Source organism: Streptomyces sp. WMMB303 (assembly GCF_029351045.1).
GTDB lineage: Bacteria > Actinomycetota > Actinomycetes > Streptomycetales > Streptomycetaceae > Streptomyces.
This window is the reverse complement of the sequence record NZ_JARKIN010000001.1, coordinates 1290876-1304255: the sequence shown is the minus strand read 5'-3', so window position 1 is coordinate 1304255 and position 13380 is coordinate 1290876. Positions and strand designations below refer to the sequence as shown.

Genomic DNA, 13380 nt, shown 5'->3' with positions numbered 1-13380 from the left:
CCGCACAGCCGCCGCCGACGTCGCCGCGACGGTCAGGCGAGCGTGCACACGAAGACGGCCGTGCCCGGGACCAGCCGCCCGCGCAGCGGCGACCAGCCGCCCCACACCTGCTGGTTCCACTCCGGCCACTCCGGTTCGACCAGATCCTCCAGCCGGAACCCGGCGCCGACCAGCTCCCGCACCCGGTCCCCCAGAGTCCGGTGGTGCTCCGCGTACACCGTCCGCCCCGCGCCGTCCTCCTCCACATACGGCGTGCGGTCGAAGTAGGAGGCGAGGACGGTCAGCCCTTCGGGCCCCGGTTCGTCGGCCAGGGACCAGCGCAGCGGGTGGGTCAGGGAGAAGACCCAGCGGCCCTGGGGGCGCAGCACCCGGGCCACCTCGGCGAACACCCGCTCGGGGTCGGCCACGAACGGGATCGCGCCGAAAGCGGAGCAGGCCAGGTCGAAGGACCCGTCCGCGAAAGGCAGCGCCCTGGCGTCCGCCTCGACCAGCGGGAACCCCGGCCGGCCCGGATCCCCGCCGCCGATCCGCAGCGCGTGCTGGAGCTGCCGGTGGGAGAGGTCGAGTGCGACGGGCCGGGCGCCCTGCGCGGCCAGCCAGCGGGAGCACTGCGCGGCACCCGCACCCACCTCCAGCACGTCCAGCCCCCGGAGCTGCTCCGCGGGACCGAGCAGCTCCGCTTCGGCCTCGTCCAGGCCCTCGGGCCCCCAGACGAAGCGCGCGTCCCCGAGGAAGTCACCGTGGTCGTTCTGGTACTCGTCCGCGTTCCGGTCCCACCAGCCGCGATTGGCCCGGCTGGTCTCCCGGCCCCCGGCCGGCCGCCGCACGGCCTCGGCGTCCTCAATATCTTCGGCGTGCCCGGCGTGCCCGGCGTGCCCGGCGTGCCCGGCGTGCCCGGTGCCGTCCCGCGGGCCGGGCGCGCCGCCGGGCCCACCCGCGCGATCACCGTGGGTCAGGGGGTGGACACCCTCACCGGCCTCGTGCTTTTGTTCCATTGCGGCGCTCCCCGTAATCTCGGTGTGTCGGTGTCCCGCAGTGCGCCGTGGGGTGCTCCCGGAGCTCCGGTCCGGCTCTCGGCGGCTTGGCTGCCGCCCCCGGTCGTGCCGCCATCCGGCCGTGCGGAGCGGCGAGTTCTGCCGGGTATGGGGTGTTGCATCCCAGGTGTGCTCTTTCGCGCATTGACCATGCCCAGCGGCCCCCGTATGCTACAAGTTGCGCTGCGGGCCTGCGTGCCTCGGACGGAGCAGGCCGCGCTCGCATCGACTGTATGTCCCCTCGGGTTCCGGGTTTTCCAGGCTGTCCGGCTGACTTGCATGTGTGGTGCGTTCGAAGGGTCCTCGGCGTAGCAGTACCTACGACTTCATGTCCGTACCGGAGACCCTTTTCCACATGACGAGCAGCACCGAGACTTCCGCCACCACTCCGCAGGTTGCGGTCAACGACATCGGTTCCGAGGAAGCCTTCCTCGCCGCGATCGACGAGACGATCAAGTACTTCAACGACGGCGACATCGTCGACGGCGTCATCGTGAAGGTCGACCGGGACGAGGTCCTGCTCGACATCGGTTACAAGACCGAAGGTGTCATCCCTTCCCGAGAGCTGTCGATCAAGCACGACGTCGACCCGAACGAGGTCGTCGCCGTCGGTGACGAGATCGAGGCCCTTGTCCTCCAGAAGGAGGACAAGGAGGGACGCCTGATCCTCTCGAAGAAGCGCGCCCAGTATGAGCGGGCCTGGGGCACCATCGAGAAGATCAAGGAAGAGGACGGCATCGTCACCGGTACCGTCATCGAGGTCGTCAAGGGTGGTCTCATCCTCGACATCGGCCTCCGCGGCTTCCTCCCGGCCTCGCTGGTCGAGATGCGCCGGGTGCGCGACCTCCAGCCGTACGTCGGCAAGGAGCTCGAAGCCAAGATCATCGAGCTGGACAAGAACCGCAACAACGTGGTTCTCTCCCGCCGCGCCTGGCTGGAGCAGACCCAGAGCGAGGTCCGCCAGACCTTCCTCACCACCCTCCAGAAGGGTCAGGTGCGCTCCGGCGTCGTCTCCTCCATCGTCAACTTCGGTGCCTTCGTGGACCTGGGCGGCGTCGACGGCCTGGTGCACGTCTCGGAGCTGTCCTGGAAGCACATCGACCACCCCTCCGAGGTCGTCGAGGTCGGCCAGGAGGTCACCGTCGAGGTGCTGGACGTCGACATGGACCGCGAGCGCGTGTCCCTGTCGCTCAAGGCCACCCAGGAAGACCCCTGGCAGCAGTTCGCCCGCACCCACCAGATCGGCCAGGTCGTCCCCGGCAAGGTCACCAAGCTGGTGCCGTTCGGTGCGTTCGTCCGCGTCGACGAGGGCATCGAGGGCCTGGTCCACATCTCCGAGCTGGCCGAGCGCCACGTGGAGATCCCGGAGCAGGTCGTCCAGGTCAACGACGAGATCTTCGTCAAGGTCATCGACATCGACCTGGAGCGCCGCCGCATCAGCCTCTCGCTGAAGCAGGCCAACGAGTCCTTCGGTGCGGACCCGACCGCGGTCGAGTTCGACCCGACGCTCTACGGCATGGCCGCGTCCTACGACGACCAGGGCAACTACATCTACCCCGAGGGCTTCGACCCGGAGGCCAACGACTGGCTGCCGGGCTACGAGAAGCAGCGCGAGGAGTGGGAGGGCCAGTACGCCCAGGCCCAGACCCGCTTCGAGCAGCACCAGGCGCAGGTCATCAAGTCCCGCGAGGCCGACGAGCAGGCCGCGGCCGAGGGTGCGACCGGCGGCGGCGCCGGTACCCCGCAGGGCGGCGGGACCGGCGGCGGCCAGGGCGGCGGCTCCTACTCGTCCGAGGGTTCGGACGAGGACTCGGGCGCGCTGGCCTCTGACGAGGCGCTTGCCGCGCTCCGCGAGAAGCTGGCCGGCGGCCAGAGCTGATCGCTCGCCGCGAGGCGAGGAGCAGAACAGCGGAACCGAGGCCCGCACCCTTCCGGGGTGCGGGCCTCGGCCCGTTTCGGCCCGTCGCCGGATACCCGCGGGCTGCGGGAGGTGCGCGGCCGCCGGACGGCGGCCCCGAACACCCGGAAGGGGAACGGCCGATCCTCCGGAGGGGGAATGCGGGCGCGGGGGCGGGACGTTGGAAGAGGTATGGCACAGAAGCGGGAAGCGATGTACTCCTGGGACCAGGCGGGACTCGACGCGGTCGAGGCGATCGCCGCCGAGCCGGACAGCGCCGGGTTGGTGATGCTGTACCACCTCGAGGGCTTCATGGACGCAGGCGACACCGGTGAGCAGATCGTGGAGCGGCTGCTGGAGAGCCAGCCCGCCCGCACCGTCGCCCGTTTCGACGTCGACCGCCTGCTCGACTACCGGGCGCGCCGGCCGATGATGACCTTCCGCAGGGACCACTGGGTGTCCTACGAGACGCCCCGGCTGGAGTTGCGACTGCTGCGGGACGCCACGGACGCGCCGTTCCTGCTGCTGTCCGGCCCGGAGCCGGACAGCGAATGGGAGGGCTTCACCGCGGCACTCCGCGAGATCGTGGAACGGCTGCGGGTCCGGCTGTCGGTGACCTTCCACGGTATCCCGATGGGCGTCCCGCACACCCGCCCGGTCGGGCTCACCCCGCACGGGAACCGCACCGACCTGGTGCCCGGCCAGCCGTCCGCCTTCGACGAGGCCCAGGTCCCGGGCAGCGCGGCGGCGCTGACGGAGCTCAGGCTGGCGGAGAGCGGACATGACGTGCTCGGTGTGGCCGCCCACGTCCCGCACTACATCGCCCGCTCGACCTATCCCGACGCCGCGCTCGTCGTCGCCGAGGCGCTCACCTCGGCGACGGGGCTGGTCCTCCCGGAGGTGGCGCACGCGCTGCGGACGGAGGCGCTGCGCACCCAGAACGAGATCGAACGGCAGCTGGCCGAGGGCGACGAGGAACTGGTCTCGGTCGTCCGCGGCCTGGAGCAGCAGTACGACGCGGTGGCGGGTGCCGAGACCCGCGGCAATCTGGTGGCCGAGCCCGCCGAACTGCCCTCCGCCGAGGAGCTGGGCGCGGTCTTCGAACAGTTTCTCGCCGATCGTGAAGGCCGGCAGGGTCCGGGTTCCGAGGGCGGACGCCAGGAGTGAGCCGGGCCGGTCCCGCCCCGGGGTCCCGCCCGGCGCCCCGGGCCGGGCGGCACCCGGCGGTGACGGGCTGCCGCCCGGGAGCGGACACCCGATAGCGTGGGCCGCATGGTGAAGGTGGGTCTGACGGGCGGGATCGGTTCGGGCAAGAGTGAGGTCGCACGGCTGTTCGCCGAGTGCGGAGCGGTGATCGTGGACGCGGACCGGATCGCGCGAGAGGTCGTGGAGCCGGGCACTCCGGGCCTGGCGGCGATCGTCGACGAGTTCGGTGCGGAGGTCCTGACCGGGGACGGCCGCCTGGACCGGCCGCGGCTGGCTGCTCTCGTCTTCGCCGACCCGGAGCGGCGGACGGCGCTCAACGCGATCGTGCACCCCCTGGTGGGCCAGCGCTCCGCCGAACTGGAGCGTGCGGCGCGGGAGGCCGACCCGGACGCGGTCGTCGTCCATGATGTGCCGCTGCTGGTGGAGAACGGACTCGCGCCGCTCTACGACACGGTCGTCGTCGTGGACGCCGCCACCGAGACCCGGCTCGACCGCCTGGTGCGGCTGCGCGGCACGGACGCGGACGAGGCGCGCGCCCGGATGGCCGCGCAGGCGAGTCGCGAGGAGCGGCTGGCGGTCGCCGACATCGTGATCGACAACAACGGGCCGCTGTCGGAGCTGGCGCCCAGGGTGCGCGAGATCTGGGACGAGCTGCGCGGCTGACCCGCTGCCCACCGCCCGCTGCCGCGTGTCGGCCGTGCGGCGGCCGGCCCTCGCTTCGGCCGCCGGCCCGCCGCGGGAATGGCCGCGCGCGGTCCGGCGTTGTGCCCAGTCGTCAGCCGAGGGAAGGGCAATGTCGTGACGAGCCCCGAGACGAACCTGATCCAGTTCCGCGCGGCGGAGCAGCTGCTGGCGGCGCGCGACCCGCGCGGCGCGGTCGACCTGCTGGACAACGTGATCGACGAACACCCGGAGCACCGGGGTGCCCGGTTGCTGCGCGCCCGCGCGTACTTCCTGGAGGCCCGGCTGCGGTCCGCCGAGCAGGAGTTCCAGTGGGTGCTGGAGCGCGAGCCGGACAACGCCTTCGCACACTTCGCCCTGGCCCGTACGCTCCAGCGCGCCTCCCGCGACGAGGAGGCACGCGCCCACTTCAAGCTCGCCGCCGCACTCGATCCCCGGCCCGACTTCGTGGAGGCCGCCGGTTTCGAGAGCTTCGAGCCCCCCGGACCCGGGGCGACGGACCTGGGCAACTGACCCGCGGAGCGCGCCCCGGACCCCGGGCCGGTCAGTGCGGCTGCGACTGCGGCACCGTCTCGGCGGCGGCCGCGACGGCCAGCAGGTCGGCCTCCCGGCCGTGGGCTGCCACGAGTTGCAGCCCGACCGGTTCACCGGCCGCGGTCCGACCGGCGGGCAGGCTGAGCGCCGGGTGCCCGGTGATGTTGAAGGCCCAGGTGAGAGCGACGCTCATGTCCCCTCCCGGCCCGTGGTGGCCGTGCGGCGGGTTGGGAGTGGTCGGCGTGGCGAGCAGATCCACCGTGCCGAGGATCCGGTCCAGCTCGGCCGCGAGTTCGGCGCCCGTGCGGTCGGCCGCCGTGCCGCTTTCCGGTGCGGGGACCGCCCCCGGAGGGCGGCGGGCACGGAGCGTGCGCCAGCAGTCGGCGGCGTCCGGCAGCCGGACGGCGGCGGGCCGCGGCGCGACGGCGCCGGTCCGGGCCAGCTCCTCCAGGAAGGCACGCGCCGTCGCGGCAACCGGCTGCCGGGTGTCGGCGCAGCCCAGGGTGGCCGACCACGCCGTGCGCAGCGGGCGCTCCGGCGGCTCGGGAGCGGCAGGGGAGGTGCCGGCGAGGGCGGCGAAGCAGGCGGCGGTGTCGGCCGCGGTGCGCGCCAGTGGTCCGGGCACGCTCCGCCGGGGGCGTGCGGCGGGGCTGCCGGGCAGGGGCAGCAGTCCGCCCGTCGGCTTCAGGCCGAGCACCGCGCACCACGCGGCCGGGATCCGTACGGAGCCCGCCCCGTCGCTCCCGGTGGCGAGCGGGACCATCCCGGCCGCGACGGCGGCGGCCGAACCGGCCGAGGACCCGCCCGGACTCAGGTCGGCCCGCAGCGGGTTGAGGGTCGGGCCCCGGTCGGTGGCCCCCCACGTCTGCCACGGGGTTCCGGGGCCGGGGGTGGCCGTGGCACCGACCGGCACGCAGCCCGCCGCGACCAGCCGGGCCACGGACGGTGCCGAGAGCCGCTGCGTGGCCTTCACCCCCAACGGCACTCCGGCCAGCGGCAGTCGCTCGCCGTCCCGGACGGCCCGGTCGACGGCCGCCGCGTACTCCAGGGCACGCGCGGGCCACACCGTGGTGAACGCTCTGATCGACGGGTCGGCTTCCGCGATGCGGGCCAGCGCTTCCCGCACCACCTCGCGCGCCGTGACGCGGCCCGCGGCCACCTCGGCGGCGATCCCGACCGCCGACAGCCGGGCGCGGACGGCGATGTCCGGCGGGCGCGCCGGTGCGGCGGCTGCTGTACACGCGTTCTCCCCGGTCACGGGGAAACGGTACAGCCGGGCGCCGCCTCGCCGCCTCTTCCCGGGGCGGCCCACCGCGGGGGCAGGGACGTCGCCGCCGCGCTCCGCCTCGTTGCTTTCTGAGCGTCGACGGGCTTGTCAGTGGCCGCTCCTAGACTCGTCCACGAGTGCGGGCCGGATGTCCGGCCCGTCGGCCTGCTGTCGGCCGGTGTGGTGTGGAGCGAGGGCGGAAGCGAGGACGCGGATGGGGCCGGGAAGCGGTGCGGGCCTCCTGCGGTGTGCTGCGGTGTTCCTGCCGGGCGAGGTGCCCCGGCAGGGGCGCGTGGCGTTCTGGCGGGACGACGGGGGCGAGCTGCCCGAGCAGGGGGAGCCGGGAGAGCTCGCGGTGGTGCGGCCGCACGGGAAGGGTGTGCGGCGGCGCGCGGTGCCGGCCCGTCGGCTGTCGGTACGCGAGGCCCTGCCCGTGCTGGTGCGGGCGCGTACGGAGAGCGGTGCGCACCCCGCTGCCGCCTGCTGGGGCGCGGCGGCGCTGCACGGACTGCGGCTGGTGGCCCGTGGACGCCTGCTGCCGGGCCTGGGCGAAGGGGACGCGGACGTGTGGCGGGCGGGCCCCCTCGACCCGGAGGACGTGGCGCAGCTGCGGGCGGTGGCCGCCGCGATGCCCCCGCAGGCGCACGCGGTACCGGCCCCGCGGGAGCCGGCCGATTCCGTGAACCGGCCGGTGGACGAGCCGCTGCGGGTCCCGGACCCCGAGGCGCTCGTGCGGGACTTCCTGGACGCGGTCGCCGACGTGCTGCCCCGCACGCCCGCCGGGGCTGCGGTGGCGGGGCCGGCGTTCGCCGCCCCGGGGCGGCAGCGGCTCACCGAACAGTACCCGCGGCTGCGGGAGTGGGCGGGTGAGGTGGCCGCGGGCACCGAGGCGGGTATCCGCGTCTCCCTGCGGCTCGACCTGTCGGCGGACCGTGTCTTCGACGCCGGTCCCGAGCCGGAGGACCCGGAGGGCCACCAGCCGGTCGTCGGTTTGGAGGGCACCGAGGGGCGGCGCGTCCCGGCGAGGTTCCACCCGGAGCGGAGCGGCCGGGAGCAACCCGGACCGAAGCGACCGGGCCCGGAGCGGACCGGCACCGAGGCTGCGGAGCCGTACGTCGCGGCGGCGGTCGTCCAGGCCGGCAGTGCCGCGGACCCGACACTCGTCGCGGACGTGGCCGCGCTGTGGCAGGGCGAGGCGGAGTACCTGGGGTCGCGGGCCCGGATGGACACGGTGCTGGCGGTGCGGCGGGCCGCGCGCGTCTGGCCGCCGCTGGAGCGGCTGCTGGAGCGGCCGGCCCCCGACGTGCTGCCGCTGACCGAGACGGAGCTGAACGACCTGCTGGGCCGGGCGGCCCGGGAGCTGGCCGTGGCGGAGGTGGCCGTGCACTGGCCGCGTGCCCTGGCCCGGGAGCTGCTGAGCGCCACGGCGGTGGTGCGCCCGGGACCGCGGTCGCCGGGCTCGGCGGCCGACGGGTTCGGCTTCTTCAAGGAGCAGCAGCTTCTGGAGTTCCGCTGGCAACTGGCGCTGGACGGGGATCCGCTCACCGAGGCGGAGATGGACGAGCTGGCGGAGGCGCACCGCCCGCTGGTGCGGCTGCGCGACCAGTGGGTGCAGGTGGATCCGGAGCTGGTGCGCAAGGCGCGCAAGCGGCACCTGGGGCTGCTCTCGCCCGGCGATGCACTGGCCGCGGCCCTCTCCGGGGAAGCCGAGGTGGACGGGGAGCGGGTGGAGGCGGTGCCGGTGGGTGCTCTCGCGGCGCTCCGGGACACGCTCCGTACGGCCACCGACCCGGACCGGCCCGCAGTGGCCGCCCCCGCCCGGCTGCACGCCCGGCTGCGGGGATACCAGCGTCAGGGGCTCGGCTGGCTGGAGTCGATGACGTCGCTCGGACTGGGCGGCTGCCTCGCCGACGACATGGGGCTGGGCAAGACCGTCACCCTCATCGCGCTCCATCTGCGCCGCGCCGAGCGCGGCGCGACGGCGCCGACGCTGGTGGTCTGCCCGGCCTCGCTGCTGGGCAACTGGCAGCGGGAGCTGGCCCGGTTCGCGCCCGATGTGCCGGTACGCCGCTACCACGGTCCCGGACGCACCCTGGAGGGGCTGAAGCGCGGCGGACCCGGAGCGGCCGGGGGACCGGAATCGGACGCGGGGTTCGTCCTGACGACGTACGCCACCCTGCGCGGCAGCGCGGAGCAACTCGCCGGGCAGGCGTGGGGGCTGGTCGTCGCGGACGAGGCCCAGCACGTCAAGAACGCGGGCTCCGCGACGGCGCGCGCGCTGCGCACCCTTCCGGCCGCCGCCCGGATCGCCCTCACCGGCACACCCGTGGAGAACAACCTCTCCGAGCTGTGGGCTCTCCTCGACTGGACCACGCCCGGACTGCTCGGCCCGCTCAAGACCTTCCGCGCCCGGCATGCCAGAGCCGTGGAGGGCGGTGAGGACCCGGAGGCGACCCAGCGGCTGGCCCGGCTGGTGCGACCCTTCCTGCTGCGCCGCCGGAAGTCCGATCCCGGCATCGTCCCCGAGCTGCCGCCCAAGACGGAGACGGACCACACGGTCGAGCTGAGCCGGGAGCAGGCGTCCCTGTACGAGGCGGTGGTGCGCGAGACCCTGGCGCGGATCGCGGAGGCGACCGGCATGGAGCGGCGCGGCCTGGTGATGAAGCTGCTGACCGCGCTCAAGCAGATCTGCAACCACCCGGCGCAGTATCTGCGGGAGGGCGGGGCCGGACGCCTCCCCGGCCGCTCCGGCAAGCTCGGGCTGCTGGACGAACTGCTGGGCACGATTCTGGCCGAGGGCGGTTCGGTGCTGGTGTTCACGCAGTACGTGGAGATGGCCCGGCTGCTGCGGGCGCATCTCGCCGAACGCCGCGTCCCGACCCAGCTCCTGCACGGCGGGACACCGGTGGGCCGCAGGGAGGAGCTGGTGGACGCCTTCCAGTCCGGTGCGGTCCCCGTCTTCCTGCTGTCGCTCAAGGCGGCGGGCACCGGTCTCAATCTCACCCGCGCGGGACACGTCGTCCACTTCGACCGCTGGTGGAACCCGGCGGTCGAGGAGCAGGCCACCGACCGGGCCTACCGCATCGGCCAGACCCAGCCCGTACAGGTGCACCGGCTGCTGACCCGGGGCACCGTCGAGGACCGCATCGCCCGGCTGCTGACCGCCAAGCAGCAGTTGGCCGACTCGGTGCTCAGCGGGGGAGAGGCCGCGCTGACGGAGCTGACCGACGCGGAACTGGCGGATCTGGTGGCGCTGCGGAGGCAGCCGTGAGCGGCATCGCACCGGGGTCCGGGGCCGCCCCGGCGCATCCGGCCGGGAGTTGGGGCGCTGCCTGGTCGCGGGCGATGGAGGGGGCGGCGCGGGACACCGCCCGGTTGGCGCGCGGCCGGGCCTACGCGGATACGGGCCGGGGCGGGCCCCGGGGAGCGGCCGGTGCCGGAGCGGTGTCCGCACCGCGGGTGGGAACGGGACGCGTCCTGGCGTATGTGCGCGGCAGCCGCGCGCGCCCCTACCGCGCCGAATGGCGGCTGCCGGTGCTGTCCGAGGAGGAGTGGGTGGCGTTTCTGACGGCTGTCGCCGCCCGCCCGGTGCTGGCGGCGGCGCTGTTGGACGGTGAAGTCCCCTGGGACGTGGTGTCCGTGGCGCAGGCTGCGGGGGTCCGGCTGCTGCCCGGCGCCGAGGACCTGCTGCCCGCGTGCAGTTGCCCGGACCACGGACACCCGTGCAAGCACGCGGCGGCCCTCGGCTACGAGACCGGACGGCTGCTGGACGCCGACCCCTGGGCGCTGCTGCTGATGCGGGGCCGCAGCGCGGAGGCGGTGCGCACGGAGGTCGCGCGTCTCGGTGCGGACCGCATCGAGACGTCCGCCGGGCGCCCCCGCAGGCGTGGAGGCGGGGCGCCGCCGCGCCGGTCCGGCGGGCACGCCGGCGGCTCGCTGTGCGACGGGCGGCGGCCGCGCGCCACGCGGCTCGCCACCGAGGTCTTCGCCACCTCCGTGCGCCCTCCGCTCCCGGAGCCGCAGCCGCTGCCGGACGTCGCGAGCGAGCCGGGGGTCTATCCCGAGCTGCCCGGCGCACCCGACGCCGACGCTCTCGCTTTCCTCGCGGCCGACGCGGCGGTCCGGGCCCGGTGCGCGCTCTCGGCTGTGCCGGTGGACGCCGGCGCGGGGCCCCGCCGCGTGGTGGACCACGATCCGCTGCCCGAGCTGTCGCGCTGGCACGACGCGGTGCGCCTCGCCGCCACTCACCCGCAGTTGACCGGTCGACGGACCCTCTCCGCGCGCTTCGCCGGTCTGGCGCGGTCGGTCGGCCGGGACCCACTGGAGCTGGCCCGGGCCGCCGCGGCCTGGCGACAGGGCGGTTCAGCGGGGCTGGCCGTGCTGGAGGCCGCCTGGGATCCGCCGGCGGGTGACTTCGACCGCGGGCGCAGCGCCCTGGCGGGCCTGGGGATAGGGATGACCATCCACCGCAATCAGCTCACCCACACCACACGCCCCGTCCAGCTCCGCTTCGGGGGCGACGGTCGCTGGTACCCCTACCGGGACGCCTCGGGCCCGGGGCCCGGGGACCGTTGCGGCTCCGGCCGGGACGGAAGCGCTGACGCAGCCGACTGGTGGCCCGAGGGCCCCTCCGCGACCGATCCGGTGCAGGCCCTCACCGGGCTCGGGCAGCGGTGACGGGCGCGGCTGCCCGGGGAGCGCCCCGCGGGCCGGGGTTCCCGTGTGCGGAGCGCGCTCCGCGCCGCCGATCCGCGGACCCGGGAGGGGTGCTGTCACCCGGAGCGAGTACTCTGCGCCGAACGCAGAGACAGCGCCGTACCCGCGGCGAACGGAGCGAGGAGCGGTCCGATGGCCTTTCGCAAGGCGACGATGAAGAAGCAGGTGGCCGAGGCCATCGCCCAACAGGCGCCCGGAGACCGTCCGCTGGTGTCGGTCGGGGCCGTTGCGGGTCCCACACCGTGGCTCAGCGTCGGTTTCCTCGGCCTGATCGGTCAGTTCCTCATCAAGTACTACTTCATTACGGTCACCGAACAGGCCCTGCTGGTGCAGCGGATGTCCCGGTTCTCCCAGCGGCCGAAGGAAATCGTGCACGCGATCCCGCGCGACCAGGCACGCCCGCTCTTCGGCGAGATCCAGCTCAACCCTCTGTGGAGCTTCTACCACATGGCGCTCCCGGGTGAGGCGAAGCCGGTGCGCATCAACGTGCATCGCATCTGGCGCAACGAGTTGGAGGAACTGCTCGCGGTGGTCGGCGGCGGGCAGGGCGCCCAGGGCGCCCCTCAGGGGCACGCGCCGCAGCAGTACGCTCCTCCGGCCCAGCCGCAGCAGGGCTACGCACCCCAGCAGGGCTACGCGCCGCAGCCCCAGCAGGGCTACGCGCCGCAGCAGCCTCCGCAGGCCCACCCCCAGCCCGGAGGCCAGCCGCAGCAGGGCCCCTACTACGGTCAGCCCCAGGCGCCCGGAGCCCCGGCGGCCCCGCCCCAGCAGCACCCGCAGCAGCCCGGCCCGTACTACGGCAACCCGGGCCAGCAGCAGGGCGGTGCTCCCGCCGACCCCCGCGGCAACCCCTACGGCTGATCCCGCCCGCCGTTCCGGCGCCGCAGAACCACGCCTTCCCGTACGGCGCCGCGCTCCCACCGCGCGGCGCCGTCATGGCATGCGCACCGGGCCGGCCCGCTGGCGCCGCGCACCGTTCCCGCAGCTCCACGCACCGAGCCGGGCCGCCGACATGCCGACCCGCCGTCGGGCTGGAACCCTGGAACCACCCGGCATCGGCCCCTGCCCGGCGGCGGGCCGCGGAGACGCGCTGTACCCCCCGGGGAACAGGCGCCCGGGGCCTGGGAGTTGCCATGGACAGCGGCGCCGACGGGGCGCGGGCGACGAGAGGCGGAGCGGACATGACGGCCACAGCGGGAGGCGCCGAGGAGCAGGGAGCGCGGATGCGCTTGGCGGCGATGCCGGAGGACTGGACCCGGGCCCTGGCGGTCGTCGCCCATCCGGACGACATGGAGTACGGCGCCGCCGCGGCCGTGGCCGAGTGGACGGCGCAGGGCAAGGACGTCACCTATCTGCTCGCGACCCGGGGCGAGGCGGGTATCGAGACCATGGACCCGGCGGAGGCCGCCGGGGTCCGCGAGGCCGAACAGCGGGCCGGCTCCGCACATGTGGGCGTGACCGAGGTGGAGTTCCTCGACCACCGGGACGGAGTCCTGGCCGAGGGGCCGGCGCTGCGGAGCGACATCGCCGCGGCGATCCGCCGGCACCGCCCGGAGCTGGTCCTCACCCTCAATCACCACGACACCTGGGGCGGCGGCCCCGGCAGTCCGTGGAACACCCCCGACCACCGCGCGCTGGGCCGCTCGGTCCTGGACGCCGTGGGGGACGCGGGCAACCGGTGGATCTTCAGCGAGCAGTTCGACGTGGAAGGCTTCCTGCCGTGGGACGGAGTGCGGTGGGTGGCCGTCTTCGCCTCACCGGCCGTCACGCACGCGGTCTCGGTGGGGGAGGAGGCGGCCCGCAAGGGGGTCGCCTCGTTGCTGGAACACCGTGCCTATATCGAGGCGCTCACCGACCAGAACCCGGAGACATACGCGCGCTCGATCGTGCACGGGGGACTGGACATGTACGCCGACCGGAACGAGGGGCGGCGCGCGGTGGCCTTCGAACTCCACGCGCGCTGACCCGCGGCCGACCCGACGGCGCACCCGAGCCGCCCGCCCCGCCCTCGTCGGGCGGCGACGGGCCCGCCGTGCGACCCCGCA

General features: G+C 74.7%; 10 protein-coding genes. 8 read left to right on the top strand and 2 right to left on the bottom strand.

What is annotated here, in order from left to right:
* Positions 1-32: 32 nt before the first annotated feature.
* Positions 33-995 carry a class I SAM-dependent methyltransferase gene (locus P2424_RS05930; RefSeq protein WP_276474734.1) on the bottom strand — a complete coding sequence of 321 codons (963 nt, stop codon included), beginning with the start codon at positions 993-995 and terminating at the stop codon, positions 33-35.
* A 394-nt stretch (positions 996-1389) separates the two neighbouring features.
* Here P2424_RS05930 and rpsA point away from each other — a divergent pair, with 394 nt between their 5' ends.
* The 4 genes from rpsA (at position 1390) to P2424_RS05910 (ending at position 5331) form a co-directional block, all read left to right on the top strand.
* Positions 1390-2913, top strand: a complete 1524-nt coding sequence (gene rpsA / locus P2424_RS05925; protein WP_276474733.1) for a 30S ribosomal protein S1 — start codon at positions 1390-1392, stop codon at positions 2911-2913.
* 231 nt (positions 2914-3144) lie between these two features.
* The gene (locus tag P2424_RS05920; RefSeq protein WP_276478840.1) at positions 3145-4098 is read left to right on the top strand and encodes a PAC2 family protein; all 954 of its coding nucleotides are present in this window, start codon (positions 3145-3147) and stop codon (positions 4096-4098) included.
* 105 nt (positions 4099-4203) lie between these two features.
* Positions 4204-4800, top strand: coding sequence for a dephospho-CoA kinase (coaE, locus tag P2424_RS05915; protein ID WP_276474732.1), 597 nt, complete (start codon positions 4204-4206; stop codon positions 4798-4800).
* A 135-nt stretch (positions 4801-4935) separates the two neighbouring features.
* Positions 4936-5331 carry a tetratricopeptide repeat protein gene (locus P2424_RS05910; RefSeq protein ID WP_276474731.1) on the top strand — a complete coding sequence of 132 codons (396 nt, stop codon included), beginning with the start codon at positions 4936-4938 and terminating at the stop codon, positions 5329-5331.
* 31 nt (positions 5332-5362) lie between these two features.
* Here the strand turns inward: P2424_RS05910 and P2424_RS05905 are convergent, their stop codons facing one another.
* Positions 5363-6610, bottom strand: coding sequence for an amidase (locus P2424_RS05905; protein ID WP_276474730.1), 1248 nt, complete (start codon positions 6608-6610; stop codon positions 5363-5365).
* 223 nt (positions 6611-6833) lie between these two features.
* Between P2424_RS05905 and P2424_RS05900 the strand changes: the two genes are divergently transcribed.
* From P2424_RS05900 to P2424_RS05885, 4 genes are all read left to right on the top strand, one after another.
* On the top strand, positions 6834-9890 hold the full coding sequence (locus tag P2424_RS05900) for a DEAD/DEAH box helicase (protein ID WP_276474729.1): 3057 nt from the start codon (positions 6834-6836) through the stop codon (positions 9888-9890).
* Positions 9887-11296 carry an SWIM zinc finger family protein gene (locus P2424_RS05895; RefSeq protein ID WP_276474728.1) on the top strand — a complete coding sequence of 470 codons (1410 nt, stop codon included), beginning with the start codon at positions 9887-9889 and terminating at the stop codon, positions 11294-11296. Before P2424_RS05900 ends, P2424_RS05895 begins: the two co-directional genes overlap by 4 nt.
* Positions 11297-11467: 171 nt before the next feature.
* Positions 11468-12196, top strand: coding sequence for a hypothetical protein (locus P2424_RS05890; RefSeq protein ID WP_276474727.1), 729 nt, complete (start codon positions 11468-11470; stop codon positions 12194-12196).
* 320 nt (positions 12197-12516) lie between these two features.
* Positions 12517-13299 (top strand): PIG-L deacetylase family protein, encoded by a 783-nt coding sequence (locus tag P2424_RS05885; protein WP_276474726.1) that lies wholly within the window; start codon positions 12517-12519, stop codon positions 13297-13299.
* Positions 13300-13380 lie beyond the last annotated feature (81 nt).